14 protein-coding genes are annotated in these 16,021 nt (G+C 35.2%); 1 reads left to right on the top strand and 13 read right to left on the bottom strand.

Annotated features, from left to right (window positions below; genetic code table 11):
• Window positions 1-13: 13 nt before the first annotated feature.
• From lepB to smc, 13 genes are all read right to left on the bottom strand, one after another.
• Entirely contained in the window at window positions 14-556 is a 543-nt protein-coding gene (lepB, locus tag AB4Y30_RS07170) for a signal peptidase I (RefSeq protein WP_368654798.1), read from the bottom strand.
• 346 nt (window positions 557-902) lie between these two features.
• Window positions 903-1,247, bottom strand: coding sequence for a 50S ribosomal protein L19 (gene rplS / locus AB4Y30_RS07165; RefSeq protein ID WP_368654797.1), 345 nt, complete (start codon window positions 1,245-1,247; stop codon window positions 903-905).
• 256 nt (window positions 1,248-1,503) lie between these two features.
• On the bottom strand, window positions 1,504-4,692 hold the full coding sequence (gene carB / locus AB4Y30_RS07160) for a carbamoyl-phosphate synthase large subunit (protein ID WP_368654796.1): 3,189 nt from the start codon (window positions 4,690-4,692) through the stop codon (window positions 1,504-1,506).
• Entirely contained in the window at window positions 4,685-5,785 is a 1,101-nt protein-coding gene (locus AB4Y30_RS07155) for a carbamoyl phosphate synthase small subunit (protein ID WP_368654795.1), read from the bottom strand. The genes carB and AB4Y30_RS07155 overlap by 8 nt, the downstream gene beginning before the upstream one ends.
• Before the next feature lie 465 nt (window positions 5,786-6,250).
• Window positions 6,251-6,991: a tRNA (guanosine(37)-N1)-methyltransferase TrmD gene (gene trmD, locus AB4Y30_RS07150; RefSeq protein WP_368654794.1), complete on the bottom strand. Its 741-nt coding sequence runs from the start codon at window positions 6,989-6,991 to the stop codon at window positions 6,251-6,253.
• Window positions 6,991-7,509 (bottom strand): ribosome maturation factor RimM, encoded by a 519-nt coding sequence (gene rimM, locus AB4Y30_RS07145; RefSeq protein ID WP_368654793.1) that lies wholly within the window; start codon window positions 7,507-7,509, stop codon window positions 6,991-6,993. Before rimM ends, trmD begins: the two co-directional genes overlap by 1 nt.
• A gap of 15 nt (window positions 7,510-7,524) precedes the next feature.
• Complete coding sequence (locus AB4Y30_RS07140) at window positions 7,525-7,914, bottom strand: YlqD family protein (RefSeq protein ID WP_368654792.1); 390 nt, start codon at window positions 7,912-7,914, stop codon at window positions 7,525-7,527.
• A 232-nt stretch (window positions 7,915-8,146) separates the two neighbouring features.
• Window positions 8,147-8,374 (bottom strand): KH domain-containing protein, encoded by a 228-nt coding sequence (locus AB4Y30_RS07135; protein WP_368654791.1) that lies wholly within the window; start codon window positions 8,372-8,374, stop codon window positions 8,147-8,149.
• 15 nt (window positions 8,375-8,389) lie between these two features.
• Entirely contained in the window at window positions 8,390-8,662 is a 273-nt protein-coding gene (gene rpsP, locus AB4Y30_RS07130) for a 30S ribosomal protein S16 (protein ID WP_368654790.1), read from the bottom strand.
• A gap of 161 nt (window positions 8,663-8,823) precedes the next feature.
• Window positions 8,824-10,167, bottom strand: coding sequence for a signal recognition particle protein (gene ffh, locus AB4Y30_RS07125; protein ID WP_368654789.1), 1,344 nt, complete (start codon window positions 10,165-10,167; stop codon window positions 8,824-8,826).
• 12 nt (window positions 10,168-10,179) lie between these two features.
• Complete coding sequence (locus tag AB4Y30_RS07120) at window positions 10,180-10,509, bottom strand: putative DNA-binding protein (protein WP_368654788.1); 330 nt, start codon at window positions 10,507-10,509, stop codon at window positions 10,180-10,182.
• Between the two features lie 84 nt (window positions 10,510-10,593).
• Complete coding sequence (gene ftsY / locus AB4Y30_RS07115) at window positions 10,594-11,592, bottom strand: signal recognition particle-docking protein FtsY (RefSeq protein ID WP_368654787.1); 999 nt, start codon at window positions 11,590-11,592, stop codon at window positions 10,594-10,596.
• Between the two features lie 35 nt (window positions 11,593-11,627).
• A complete protein-coding gene (smc, locus tag AB4Y30_RS07110) occupies window positions 11,628-15,188 on the bottom strand; it encodes a chromosome segregation protein SMC (protein WP_368654786.1) in 3,561 nt (1,186 codons plus the stop codon).
• A gap of 562 nt (window positions 15,189-15,750) precedes the next feature.
• Here smc and AB4Y30_RS07105 point away from each other — a divergent pair.
• Window positions 15,751-15,975, top strand: a complete 225-nt coding sequence (locus AB4Y30_RS07105) for a DUF1128 domain-containing protein (protein ID WP_368654785.1) — start codon at window positions 15,751-15,753, stop codon at window positions 15,973-15,975.
• Window positions 15,976-16,021 lie beyond the last annotated feature (46 nt).

Below are 16,021 nucleotides of genomic sequence, written 5' to 3'. Positions count from 1 at the left end.
TCACCCCTCTTCTTTAATTCGCTATTTGCATTCTTTTAATTGGCCAATAAATAACATTTGTTTTCCCGATAATTTCATCCATTGGAATAACTCCTAATGAACGGCTATCTGTCGAGTTATTTCGATTATCTCCTAATACAAAGACATGATCTTCTGGAACCTTCTCATAGCCTCCTGGAAGCTCTTCTAAGCGAAAATCTTCCGTATGTAGCCAGTTATTATCCTTATCAATAAACGGCTCTTCTACCGGTTCTCCATCAATATATAAAACGTTATCTGATACCGCAACATGTTCACCAGGTAAAGCAATAACTCGCTTAATAAAATCTTTATCTGCTGTAGCATGGAAAATAACAATATCAAACCGTTCCATATCACTAAAACGGTATTTTAGCTTATTCACAATCATATGGTCTCGATCTTCTAATGTTGGTTGCATAGATGGACCATCAACTACAATTGGGGATACAACAAACGTTCGAACTAAAAAAGCTAAAGCAAAAGCAATTAATATTATTTTTACCCATTCAAATAACCCATTTTTCTTCTTTGCCATGTTATTCCCCCATCTTATATTCCTTCTCTTATATTCTATAAGAAAAATGCTGATGATGCTCACTTTAGCTATTTTAAAATGATTAAGAAAAGCGCAAGTCACGCTCTTACAGGCTAAAAACGCAACGTCTTGTCCTAGCATTTATACGAGCATGTCCTGTACGCCAGACTGGACGTAACTATTTTAAAAAATTTTCACAGCTCAAAGATTTTATACTTTCTATCTATTGAAAAAAGGGCTTTGCAAAATTTGCGAAGCCCTTTCCAGTCGATTTTTATCTTGTTTCTTAAAATATGTTAAAATCGAATCATTTGTTATCGTTTGAAATCGTCTTTGCCAGTGAAAATTAGCGACGCTCTTTAATACGAGCTGCTTTTCCACGTAATTCACGAAGATAGTATAATTTAGCACGACGAACAATACCACGTCTTTTAACTTCAATTTTTGCAACACGTGGTGAATGTAATGGAAATGTACGCTCTACTCCAACACCATAAGAGATTTTTCTTACTGTGAATGTTTCGCTAATTCCACCATTTTGACGTTTAATTACAACACCTTCAAATAGCTGGATACGTTCACGAGAACCCTCTACAACTTTTACGTGTACAGAAACTGTGTCTCCAGGACGGAATTCAGGATGATCATTACGAAGTTGATCTTTTGTAATTTCTTCCATTAATTTTTGCATTCCGCTTCACTCCTTCCACCTCAATGTTCTTACCATTTTTATGAATGATAGCGGAACATCGGTAATACGCCAATTCAGTATGGCACAAAATAAAATATATCATATAACGAATTGATATACAACTTATTTTCATCAATTCTTTACATTTTTTACTTCTTCTATAACCTGTTAACCTCAAGCTGTATGATGGAAGGTTTGAACAAGTATTAAATACTATATCTCCTGATTCTTCTTATTATCCACTATAGCATTTCAATCATTTTTGGCTAATCGGTTTTGCTAAAAAGGTTGTAGAATCAATCACATTAATAATCGCATCAACTGTATCTAAACTAGTTAAACACGGAATTCCATGTTCTACTGTTTGACGACGGATTAAAAAGCCATCTGATCTTGGTTTTTGTCCAGAGTTTAATGTATTAATGACAAATTGTACTTTTCCTTCCTCAACTATAGAAAGTACATTTGGTTCATCCACTCCAACTTTACCTACCTCAATAACAGAAATATCCCCTTCTTTGCGAATATAAGCTGCTGTTCCCTGTGTTGCATAAAGGACAAAGCCAAGCTGATGGAACCGTTCCGCGATTTCCAGTATTTCTGCTTTATCTTTATCTGCAACCGTAAATAAAACGCCACCTTCTTGAGGAACTTTTATCCCTGAAGCCATCAAGCCTTTATATAATGCTTTTTCTAATGTTTTATCATAACCAATAGCTTCTCCAGTAGATTTCATTTCTGGTCCAAGAATAGTATCCACACTACGTAGCTTTTCAAAAGAGAATACAGGAATTTTGACAGAAACAAGGTTTTGCTCAGGTAAGATACCTGTTTCATAACCCATGTCTTTTAATTTTTCACCTAAGATACATCTTGTCGCAATATTTGCCATCATTACATCAGTTATTTTACTTAAGAAAGGAATTGTTCTACTCGCTCTTGGATTTACCTCAAGTACATAAACATCCTCATCTCGAATGATAAACTGGATATTAATTAAACCTTTTACTTTAAGGCCTTGTGAGATTTTCACCGCTGCTTCTAAACATTTTTCTTTTACTGTTTCACTTAATCGTTGTGGTGGATATACAGCCATAGAGTCTCCTGAATGGACACCTGCACGTTCGATATGCTCCATAATTCCTGGGATAATGGTTGTTTCGCCATCGCTGATTGCATCTACTTCTGCTTCCATACCAGTTAAGTATTTATCAATTAAAATAGGATGAGCAGAATCAATATTATCGGATTTAGCTAAATAATTTTCCAGCTCAGCTTCACTATAAATGATTTCCATCCGACTCCCACCAATAACATAGGAAGGTCGTACAAGCACTGGATAGTCAATCTCATTAGCTGTTTCAATTGCTTGGTCTAATTTTGGTACTGCTTTTCCTTGTGGACGAAGCAAACCGAGCTCATCTAATAGGATTTCAAATTTATCACGGTCTTCTGCACGATCAATTGCTTCTAAATCTGTACCTAGAATTTTCACACCACGACGCTCTAAACCTGCTGCAAGATTAATGGCTGTTTGTCCACCAAATTGCACAATAACACCCTCTGGTTTTTCCAGATCAATCACATGCATTACATCTTCTAATGTCAATGGTTCAAAGTAAAGCTTGTCAGAAATCGTGAAATCAGTAGACACTGTTTCAGGATTGTTATTCATAATAATTGCTTCATATCCAAGTTCTTTAATCGCAAATACAGAGTGTACTGTTGCGTAATCAAACTCAATACCTTGTCCAATTCGGATCGGACCAGAACCAAGTACTAAAATTTTCTTACGATCTGTTACGATTGACTCATTTTCTTCTTCATAACTACTATAAAAATATGGTGTTTCTGACTCAAATTCTGCTGCACATGTATCTACCATTTTATAAACTGGGAAGATATTTTCCTCTTTTCTTAAGGCATATACTTCATCAAGAGGCATCTCCCATAAACGAGCAATCTGAGCATCAGCAATTCCTAATTCTTTAGCGCGTTTTAATACAGTGAGATCATTTTTATTTTCAGCTAATGTTTTTTCTATTTCAATAATTTTATTTATGCTGTTTAAGAAAAAGCGGTCAATTTTTGTAATTTCAAAGATTTCATCGATAGAATAGCCACGACGTAATGCTTCTGCTAAAAGGAAAATACGTTCATCATCAGCACGTTCTATACGCTTAATTAATGTTTCTTCGTCTAGCTTTTCTGCTTTTGCAAGATAAAGCTCCTCTGTACCCATTTCAAGAGAGCGAATTCCCTTTAACAAAGATTCTTCTAGATTACGGCCAATTGCCATCACTTCACCAGTCGCTTTCATCTGTGTTCCTAAGCTACGATCTCCAGAAGTAAATTTATCAAATGGGAAGCGAGGGAATTTTGTTACTACATAATCTAATGTTGGCTCAGTCATTGCATATGTTTTTCCTGTAACTGGATTTATTATTTCATCTAATGTGTAACCAACCGCAATTTTAGCTGCAATCTTAGCAATTGGATAACCAGTTGCTTTAGAAGCTAATGCAGATGAACGGCTAACACGCGGATTTACTTCAATCACATAATATTGGAAGCTGTACGGATCAAGTGCCAGCTGAACATTACATCCACCTTCAATTTCTAAAGCACGAATAATCTTCAAGGAAGCATTACGCAACATCTGATGCTCACGGTCACTTAATGTTTGTGATGGCGCAGCGACAATGGAATCTCCTGTATGGATTCCAACTGGATCAATATTCTCCATATTACAAATAACAATAGCTTGATCTTTATGATCACGCATCATTTCATATTCAATCTCTTTAAAGCCAGCAATATTTCTTTCAATTAAACATTGATTAACTGGGGAAAGTGCAAGTCCATTATGTGTAATTTCTCTTAGCTCTTTCTCGTTATAGCACATTCCTCCTCCAGTACCACCAAGTGTATATGCTGGACGTACAATCAATGGGTAACCAATCGTATTTGCGAAATCTACAGCTTCCCCTACCGTATGTACAATAGCACTTTCTGGAACTGGTTCATTTAATTCATTCATTAAAGTACGGAATAGCTCTCTATCCTCTGCCTTTTGAATAGATTCTGGCGCTGTTCCTAATAGCTGTACATTATGATCTTCTAAAACTCCTTTACGAACAAGCTCCATAGCAAGGTTTAATCCTGTTTGTCCACCAAGTGTTGGTAAGATAGCATCTGGCTGTTCTTTGCGAATAATTTTAGTTAAAAATTCTTCTGTTAAAGGTTCCATATATACTTTATCAGCTACTGTTTTATCTGTCATAATCGTTGCTGGATTAGAATTAGCAAGAATAACATGATATCCTTCTTCCCTTAAAGCTTGACAGGCTTGTGTTCCAGAATAATCAAACTCTGCTGCTTGTCCAATCACTATTGGACCAGATCCGATGACAAGAATTTTTTGAATGTCTGTACGTTTAGGCATGAATATGAACCCCCTGTTTTTTAGCTTTTTTATCCATCATTTTTAAAAATTCATCAAATACATAGTTTGTGTCTTCAGGTCCAGGAGATGCCTCTGGATGGTATTGCACCGAGAACGCTTCATGGATAGTATGTTTTACCCCTTCTACCGTCTCATCATTAATAGCAATTTGAGTTAATTTTAATCCTGTATTTTCTAGTGTAGCTGGATTAACTGCATAACTATGATTTTGAGAAGTAAGGTACGTTCTATCCGTTTTTAAATCTTTTACTGGATGGTTAGATCCACGATGACCGAATTTCATTTTTTCTGTATCCGCCCCACAAGCTAAAGACAGAAGTTGGTGTCCAAGGCAAATTCCAAAAATAGGCACTTGGCCTAAGACTTCTTTAATCATTTCAACTGCTTCTGGTACATCTTTTGGATTTCCCGGTCCATTTGTCAGCATAATACCATCTGGGCGAAGTCGCAAAATCTCTTCTGCACTGTAGTTATAAGGAACAACCGTAATTTGACAATCACGTTTGGTTAATTCACGGAGAATTCCATGCTTTACTCCAAAATCTACTAATACAACACGGTGTCCTCTTCCTGGAACAACGTAAGGATTATTTGTGGAAGTTTGCTTTACTTGATCTGTAGGAAGTGCAGTATTTCTTAGCTCTTCTAATGCCTTTTCTGCATCTTCTTCTGCAGAAATAATAGCCGCTTTCATCGTTCCATGCTTACGAATCATTCGAGTTAATTTTCTTGTATCAATTCCAGCAACACCTGGGATATTATTTGCTTTTAAAAAGCTATCAAGTGTCTCTTCATTTCGGAAATTAGAGGGATGCTCACTGTACTCTTTCACAATCAATCCATGAATAAACGGTGTAACAGTTTCATAATCATCCCTGTTTATTCCGTAGCTACCAATTACAGGATATGTCATTGTTACAATTTGTCCATAATAACTCGGGTCTGTGATTACTTCTTGGTATCCAGTCATTCCTGTATTAAATACAATTTCTCCTTTGGAAACTTCTTCGCTCCCAAAACCATACCCTTCAAAAACTGTTCCATCTTCTAAGATTAAATTACGTTTTTGCATGATTTTCCTCCTAATTTATAAATTCATTGTTCATCACCTGAATGGCAGAATTCTTTTCTATTTTCCTTATAAAACCAATAGGTAATAAACATTTTTCCCCATTAAAATAAAAATGCTCTCTACAAGGCTGCAGAGAGCAAGACAAATACCGTATAAGCATTCATCTTCTTTAAACAACCTTTCAAATCTCTCTGGATTTGATTAAAAGTTATTGCCATATTCTTTTCAGCAGGACTGATTTTTCCTCAGCATTTTCAATAAATATAAAAGCCCTTTTCCTGTCGTGGGAAAAGGGCATACTTATACCATGATTATAATGCTAATCGTATCCTTCCTAGTCTCACAGGACTATTATTAAAGGTCTTTATTTATTTTTTCTTATTATGTCAGAATGAAAAAAAGCTGTCAATATATTTTTTAGATTTGATTTCACCTTTTTTTCGAAAACAACTATAAAACAAAGCTTCATTTCTTTTCATTTCTTATTTCTTCAATAAATTGCTTATCTACCTCTGTAAGCTGTTGTAAATCTAGCAAATCCCTCCTACGCAAATAAGTTCGTCGCAAGGATTCCTTTCTTCTCCAGCTTTCAATATGTGCATGATTTCCTGATAATAACACTTCTGGAACTTTCATCCCTCGAAAATCGGCAGGGCGTGTATAATGCGGATGCTCTAGTAAGCCTGTTGAAAAAGAATCTTTTGGAGCGGAGTCGTCATTACCTAATACATCAGGAAGTAGTCGTACAATACTATCCACAACAACCATTGCTCCGAGTTCCCCACCTGTTAGAACATAATCTCCAATTGATATTTCATCTGTCACTAAATGTTCACGTATTCGCTCATCATAGCCTTCATAATGTCCACAAATAAAAATCAAATGGTCTTCCTGAGCTAAATTCTCTGCTTTTTTCTGCGTATACCTTTCTCCCTGGGGGCACATAAGGATAATTCTTGTTTTACCCTGTGAGTCGTTTTCTTTTAATGCTGCAACAGCATCAAAAACTGGCTGAGCAGATAAAACCATGCCAGCCCCACCGCCATATGGGTAATCATCTACTTTATGATGCTTATTCTCGGTATATTGACGAAAATCAACCAGATTATAAGTGAATTTCTGTTTATCTTGTGCTTTTTGTAAGATGGAAGCATCAAACACAGGAGGAAACATCTCTGGAAATAATGTTAAAATATCAATATGCATCAGTCTAACAATCCTTCCATTGGCTCAATGATGACTTTCTTTTCTGATATATCTACTTGTTTTACAATCTGTGGGATATAGGGAATAAGTGCATCCTTCCCTTTTGAGCGTTTTACAACCCAAACATCATTGGCTCCTGGAGCTAACACTTCGGTAATTTTACCGAGGCGTTCTCCATCCACTGTATAAACCTCGCAGGAAATAATCTCGTGATAATAGTATTCCCCATCTGGTAACTCCGTTAATTGTGATTCTTTTATTTTTAAAAACGATCCTTTAAAAACTTCTACTTCATTAATATTTCCGTAACCTTTAAAGCGTAATAAATCAAATCCTTTATGAACTCTATGTGTTTCAATTTCTAAAGGAATACTTTCTTGCTCCTTTGCATCTACAAGATACAATGTAGACCCAACCTCAAAACGTTCTTCAAAATCTGTAATTCGTAATACTTTTACATCGCCACGTATGCCATGTGTATTAATAATTTTTCCTACTTTGAACATTTTTTCTCCCATGAGATCACCTGCTTGCTATTTATCAATTCTAATCACGACATTATCTTGTATAACAATCGATTGATTTTTCATAATGTCATCCCAATGCGTGCCTTCTTCTACTTCAACAAGAGCTTCAACTTCACCTTCGATTAGCTCACTGCCTATTTCAATTATATCTAACTGCTCCAGTTTAAAATCGACCTGCTTTATTTCTTCTCTGCGTTTATCAATTTCTTGCTGGAATTTTCTTTCTGCTGCTTGCTTGGAAAATTGTGCTTTATTTTGTAATTTTCTTTTCTCAAACATTAATTGTTGACACTCTTGTTCAAGCCGCATTTTCTGTGAGAGAAATCTTTCTTTAATGATGGCTTTACTATTTTCAGTGACGATTTGCTTCACTTGTACTTTCTTAATTATTTTCAAATGAAAAGCCCCACTCTCATCAAATAATTGTTATCTACATGTTACCATTTGACGAAGCTTAAAACTAGAAAAAACGTAAAGGCTAATATAAATACTTTATTTCTGTATCACAAGTCTAGACGGTAAAATTTTTTAGTTTTTTTGTACTCGAAACTAAATAGCTATATTTTACTCAGGAATGCCTTTTTTATATTACATAAAAAAAGGAAAGGAATTAAATTCCTCCCCTCCCTTACATGATATCTAAGTATATTCGTTTACTTGCACTTGATTTAGCAGAATAAACGACTGTACGAATCGCTTTAGCAATACGACCATTTTTCCCGATAACTTTACCAACGTCTTTGTCATTTACAGTTAGGTGATAGACAATTTTGGTATCTTCTTCCCTTTCTGTAATTACAATGTCTTCTGGATAATCGACAAGTCTTGAAACAATTGATTCAATTAAAAGCTTCATGATATCACAAGCCCTTTACTTTGAATTTTTTTGGTCGTGGAATTTCTTCATAATGCCTTCTTTAGAGAATAAAGAACGAATCGTGTCACTTGGCTTAGCACCTTTGCTCATCCAATCTAATGCTTTAGCTTCATCAATTTTAACCTCAACAGGGTTAGCTACTGGATTGTAAGTTCCAATTAAATCAATAGAACGTCCATCACGAGGAGCACGTGAATCAGCTACAACAATACGATAAAATGGCTTTCTTTTAGAACCCATACGCTTTAAACGAATTTTAACTGCCATTTGCTTGCACCTCCATTTAATTTATAATCTAAAAAACTAAGTTCTTGTCATTAACATGACGCGAGCTTTCGTTACGTTACAGGAAGATAGAATACATAACATTTCTACCCAACAATTTCATATTCTAACAGAGTTTTTATGTCATGTAAAGTGTTTTTACATTACATAAATGGAAATTTCATTCCTTTTCCTTTTTTCCCTGATTGCATGTTCGTCATTTGCTTCATCATTTTCTTCGTATCATTGAATTGTTTGATCAATCGATTTACTTGTGCAATCGTAGTTCCTGACCCTTTAGCAACTCTACGTTTACGATTTGCATTCAATATATCAGGGTTATTTCGTTCTTCTTTAGTCATGGATTGAATCATCGCTTCAATCTGAGAAATTTGCTTCTCATCAATTTGAAGATTTTTAGCACCCTTCATTTTATTAACTCCAGGTATCATTGCTAATAAATCATCAAGTGGTCCCATATTACGTACTTGCCCCATCTGTTCTAAGAAGTCTTCAAATGTAAAGGACATCGTACGCATTTTCTCTTCTAATTCTTTCGCACGTTTTTCATCTACTTGAGACTGGGCTTTCTCAATTAATGTTAAAACATCACCCATTCCAAGAATTCGTGAAGCCATACGTTCTGGATGGAAGACTTCTAACTCATCAAGCTTTTCTCCCATTCCCGCAAATTTAATTGGTTTATCGGTAACTGCTTTAATGGATAGAGCAGCTCCTCCACGTGTATCCCCATCAAGTTTTGTTAATACAACACCTGTTACATCTAATTGATCATTGAAGCTTTCAGCAACATTAACAGCATCCTGTCCTGTCATCGCATCAACAACTAAAAAGATTTCATTTGGTTTTACAGCAGATTTTACGTCAATTAACTCATTCATTAAGTCACTATCAATATGCAAACGTCCAGCTGTATCAATGAGCACATAATCATGATGCTCTTCCTTTGCCATTTCAATTCCCTTTTTAGCAATTTCCACTGGACTTACATCTGTTCCCATAGAAAATACTGGCATATTCAATTGATTTCCTAATGTTTTTAACTGATCAATTGCTGCCGGGCGATAAATATCACAAGCTACCAATAAAGGATTTCGGTTATATTGTTTACGTAATAAATTCGCAAGCTTACCTGTAGTCGTCGTTTTACCTGCACCTTGTAACCCAACCATCATGACAACAGTTGGTGGTCGATCTGCAACAGCAATTTTACTATGCTCTCCGCCCATTAATGCTGTAAGCTCTTCCTTTACAACTTTTACCACCTGTTGACCCGGTGTTAAACTACCTAGTACTTCTTGACCAAGTGCTTTTTCTTTAATACGTTTAATAAAATCTTTAACTACCTTAAAGTTAACATCTGCTTCAAGCAATGCCAGGCGCACTTCACGAGCCATTGCATTTACATCTTGTTCACTGACTTTACCTTTTCCAGTAATTTTCTTAATGGTATTCTGTAAACGATCAGCTAATCCTTCAAATGCCATAGAAGGTTCCTCCTAGCTTAAGTCTTTTAGTTGAACAATAATATCATTGATTTTCTCATGCTTCTCTTTCTGATCTATCTCTGCTTCTAATTGCTCTATTAATTCCGCTCGTTTTAGAAATTTATCGTATAGCTTTAACTTTTCTTCATAGTCTTCTAAAATCATTTCTGTTCGTTTTAAATTATCATAAACAGCCTGCCTGGAAACGTCTAATAAATCCGCAATTTCAACTAAAGACAAATCTTCATCATAATATAAACGCATATAATCATATTGCTTTGGCGTTAAGAGAGATTGATAAAAATCAACTAAATAATTGATACGCATTGTCTTTTCTAACATGTGTATCCCACCTTGTTAAGTAAAAAAGCTTTACATTCCTATACTAGCGAAACATACCTTTTTGTCAAGTAAACCATCATATGCTTACTCTGCATCAGCCTCTAATAAATCTGCAAATAAACCATACACAAAAGCATGGGCATCAAAGGCTTGTAAGTCACCAACTTTTTCTCCAAGACCAACAAATTTCACAGGAATTGTCAATTCATTACGAATAGCTAAGACAATTCCTCCTTTTGCAGTACCATCAAGTTTTGTTAATACTACACCTGATACATTTGTTACTTCAGAGAATGTTTTTGCTTGGTTTAATGCATTTTGTCCAGTCGTTGCATCCAGTACGAGTAAAACCTCATGTGGTGCTCCTGGAACTTCTCGCTCAATAATTCGTTTTACTTTTGCTAATTCATTCATCAAATTGACTTTATTCTGCAAGCGTCCTGCTGTATCGCAAATTAATACATCTGCATTACGTGATTTTGCTGCTTTAATTCCATCAAAAATAACTGCTGCTGGATCACTGCCTGCATTTTGCTTGATTACTTCTACTTCAGCACGTTTTCCCCATTCCTCTAGCTGTTCAATCGCACCAGCACGGAATGTATCTCCTGCCGCTAATACAACATGCTTTCCTTCTGTCTTTAGTTGATGTGCTAGCTTACCAATAGAGGTAGTTTTACCAACTCCATTTACTCCAACTACTAGAATAATGGATAGACCATCCTCTTGTAAATTAAGTGATGCAACATCCTCTTCATCATCTCCATAATAAATTTCTACTAATTTTTCGGAAATAACGTCTTTTATTTGCCCTGATTCTTTAATATTTTGTCTTTTAACTTCCATTTTCAGTTCATCTATTAAATCCATTACCGTATTCACACCAACATCGGCTGAGATTAAAACCTCTTCTAATTCATCAAAGAAGTCCTCATCAACACTACGATAACGGGCAATTAAATTATTTATTTTACTTGAAAATGAGCTTCTTGTTTTTTCCATTCCTTCCTTATATTTTACGGAAACATCTTCCTCTTCATAATTCTCCGAAAATCTTCTTTTTAGCTTTTGAATAAAACTCATCGTGCTATCTCCCTTTGTTCATAATTAAATTCATATTATATAAATGCTAATGAATCTTCTAGCTTTACAGACACTAAACGTGATACACCTAATTCTTGCATCGTAACACCATAAAGTACATCTGCTTCTTCCATTGTACCTTTCCGATGTGTAATTACAATAAATTGTGTGTCGCCACGGTGATGTTTTATATAACGAGCAAACCGAACTACATTTGCCTCATCTAGTGCCGATTCTGCTTCATCTAAAATACAGAATGGAACAGGACGCACCTGTAGAATTGCAAATAATAATGCAATAGCTGTTAATGCTTTTTCTCCTCCAGAAAGTAATCCAAGATTCTGGAGCTTTTTCCCTGGTGGTCGTGCAATAATTTCTACACCTGTCTGGAGTAAATCATTAGGATCTGTTAAATTCAATTCGGCAAATCCGCCACCAAATAGCTCTTTAAAAACATGGGCAAAGCCATCCTTAATTTGATAAAAGGTTTCTTTGAATGCTTTTTTCATCTCTGTATCCATTTCTGCAATAATGGTATATAAGGTCGTTTTTGCTTCTACTAAATCATCTTTTTGCTCTGTCAGAAAATCAAAACGCTCAGAAAGGCGCTCATATTCATCAATCGCTCCAAGATTGACCGTACCTAATTTTCGTATCTCACTTTTAATTTGATTTACATGTTGTTGTGTTTGTTTAACATCCATTGTTTTCTCATAAGTTGCTGCAGCTTTTTCATATGTTATCGTATATTCTGTTTGTAAATGCTGTAAGCGGTTTTCTAGCTCTACATCAAGACGGTTTGCTTTCACTTCTTTTTCTTGTAAAGCTTGCATAAATTGCTGAAGCTGATAATTTTCTTCCTTCAGCTCTCTTTCAATATCCTCTATCGATTGCATTACTTTTTGCCGCTCGGAGCGTAGTAAATTTAATTTATTTTGCAATTCTTTCTTCTTTGCAGATTGGGTTGCTATTTGCTCTTCCATTTGCGCTTTCATTTCTTCGCTATTTTGTGAGCTGTTTGCATAAGATAGTTGTTCTTCATATTTTGCTTGTTGCTCTTTGTATTCATTAAACTGCTGTTCTAGATTCTTTGTCTTCTCTCTTTGACTGCGATACCGCTCCTCTTGCTCCGCTAGTGTGACTTCATAACGATGATAATCTTCCTGTAATTGCTTACGGTTTTCTCTTAATTCATTTTCTTTTTTTGTAAGCAAATCTACTTCTTTTTGCACTTTAGCAAGCTGCTCTTCCATTGATTTTAATGCTTTATCTACTTCCTTATTCCTTGTCACTAAATCATCAAAATCGTGTTTAAATGCTTGCTGTTCATGTGTAAATAATCGCAATTGGTCGCGAGTTGAATTTACCTTTGTTTCTAATTCATTACAGGTTACCTCTAGTGTTTGTACAGTTTGCTGCTGGTTTTGCAACATCACTTCATCTTGTTTAATTTGTTCTGCTAATTCGTCAATTTTTTGCTTATTCTCCGTAATTTGTGCTTCAAATGCTTGGGTTCTCTCTTCATATTCCTGTAATTTATGATTTGCTTCTTGAATATCCTTTTCACGTGAGAACAGGGATTGATTTGTTTTCTTAACTGCACCACCTGACATCGAACCACCAGGATTAACAATATCACCATCTAATGTTACTATTCTATAACGTCGCTTAAGTATACGAGCAATATCATTTGCATCCTCTAAAGTTCTTGCTAGTACCGTATTTCCCATTAAATATTTAATAATTGAAGCGAACTTATCATCTGTTTCAACTAGATTTGCTGCTATGTCAATAAATCCAGTATGATTAGTTACTGATTGCAATAAATTACTTGGAATAAATCGTGGTTCTATCGTCGTTAACGGTAGAAAAGTCGCTCTTCCTTGGGCAGTTTTTTTTAACCACTTAATTGCATCACGAGCGGCAGGTTCATTTTCAACTATAATATGCTGTGCTTGTCCACCTAAGATGGTTTCCATTGCCACAATGTATTCTTTTGGAATATCTATTAACTCAATAACTGCACCAAATATTCCATTTAATGTGTTATTCTCTCTGCCCTTTAAAACAGCCTTTACTCCATGAAAGAAGCCTTGATAATCTTCTTTCATTTCTTCTAAAATATCTTTTCGTGATTTAAGCTTTGCGATCATTTGATAGCCTGTATTTAATTTCTCACGCGCTTCTTCATATGCAATATTGCGATTAGCAAATTCTTCCCTTACATGCTTTAGATTTTCCTGTTGATTACGAAATGCCTCTTTTTCCTTGTCTAATGTTACCTTTTGCTGTGTATGCTCCCCAATAGCTTTTTCTAAATTAATTTGTAACTCTTGATGCTTTTGTTTGAGCGATGTTTCTTTCCCGTTATATTGATTTAACTGCTGTGTTATGGTTTGCTTTTCATTTCTCTTAGCAGCCTGCTGACTTAGCACTTCAATATAATCTGCTTTTAAGCCTTCGATTCGCTGACTTATTTCATCGCTATCTGTTGTCAAAATTAACTTTAATTCATCTAACTTTTGTTTGGTTGTATTTCTATCTACATGAAGCTGAGATAATTGGTACTTTTCACTTTCAAACAATGTCATTACTTTATCGATTTGATGATGTAGCTCTTTTATTTGCTCTTCTAGCTTCTCCTTATTATCCGCCGCATGCTTCAGTCGTTCATCAAGGAGATGTCTTTTTCCTTCAGATTGTTCTAGCTGCTGCGTAATTTCCAATAAATCATTTTGGCTTTGTTCAATTGCTGTTTCTGTCTTTTGTGTTTCTTGCTTTTTCTTCTGCACAATAGCCTCTTGTTGATTAATATTGGTTCGAAGCTTTATCTCATGTAATTTATCTTCATCTATTTCTGCTAAAATCTTCTTCCATACTTCATTGATTTGCTCGATTTCTGTAATTAATAAAGAGATTTCTTCCTGTTTGAGCGTTTCCTTCTTTTCTAAATATTTTTTTGCAATTTCTGCTTGCTTTTGTAATGGACCGATTTGTGAATCAATTTCATGAATAATATCCTGCACCCTGCTTAAGTTTTCTTCTGTTTCCATAAGCTTAAGCTCTGCTTTTTTCTTTCTTTGTTTGTATTTTAAAACACCAGCCGCTTCTTCAAAAATCGTTCGTCGATCCTCAGGCTTGGAGCTGATAATTTCTTCTACTTTTCCTTGACTAATTGTAGAAAAAGCGTCACGCCCCAATCCTGAATCTAAAAAAAGCTCAATAATATCTTTTAAGCGACATGCTTGTTTATTAATATAAAATTCACTTTCTCCTGAACGATACACTCTGCGGGTTACACTTACTTCTTCATAATCAATTGGTAAAGCCTTGTCACTATTATCTAATACCAAAGTTACTTCTGCGACATTTAACGGCTTTCTTGTATCACTGCCTTGGAAAATAATATCTTCCATTTTCGAACCACGCAATGATTTCACAGACTGTTCCCCAAGTACCCAACGGATAGCATCTGTAATATTACTTTTTCCGCTACCATTTGGCCCGACTACTGCGGTAACCCCTTTAACGAAATTCACACTAATTCGCTCAGCAAAGGATTTAAAGCCAACACTTTCTAATCTTTTTAGGTACATACACACTCTCCTTATCCAAGCAAGATATTAATAGTGCGTGTTCAAAAAGTACAATAAAATGACGTTCATCGGTTTAGTTCGCAACGTCACGAGAGCAACATCCGCACTTGTACATCGTACATCTTGTACGTCGTAGCATAATCGTGCCCGTCGAAAGTTCAAGGCGAAGCAGCTTTGAGTAACTGAAAAGCAAGCTACACACTTGCGCATGTTGGATGACTTCGACGTTCGGCACAGGACGTGTCGGAGCTTAGTCGAAGTTCCTCTTGTTCGATGTGTTATTTTTATTGGGCTTTTTGAACGTCTTCTAATAGATATCTTGTTGAAACAATCTTTTATAGGTCCTTCTATTTTACCATATAGTCATGGTATCAAGCCTTTATCATCTAGAAAATTCTAATTCTATTCAAAATTAGAGTGTGTAAGAAAAGTTTTTATGTATTTTTACTACTCCAGCTCATTCTTTTCACTCATATGGTTCAAGTTAAGAATCCCTTGTTTCTTTTTCTTCTTTTCTTTATACTTAGAGAATGAAAAATTTAGCATAAGGGGATATTTTCGAATGAATTTAACAGAAGTTTCTCAAGAGAATTTAGAATTTATTTTAAAGGATATGACAAATAAGCTAGCTGTTGCTAATCATGCACTTTTCGATCCAGATGATTATGATATTAACAAATATGATGAATTAAAAGATTTATATGATATGATTCTTCGTAAAGGCAAATTAAGTATTATGGAAACACAAGCATTTGTTGATGAATTAAGCTCTATGCGCAAAAAATAATTCGGTTTTTAAAAAAAGGTTAATGATTCACAGCTCTATGTGACTC

Origin of the sequence: Ornithinibacillus sp. 4-3, from assembly GCF_040958695.1 — a bacterium.
In the GTDB taxonomy this organism is placed as follows: Bacteria; Bacillota; Bacilli; order Bacillales; family Amphibacillaceae; genus CALAMD01.
Note: the sequence above shows the minus strand (reverse complement) of the source record. Positions and strands in the feature narration are given on the sequence as shown.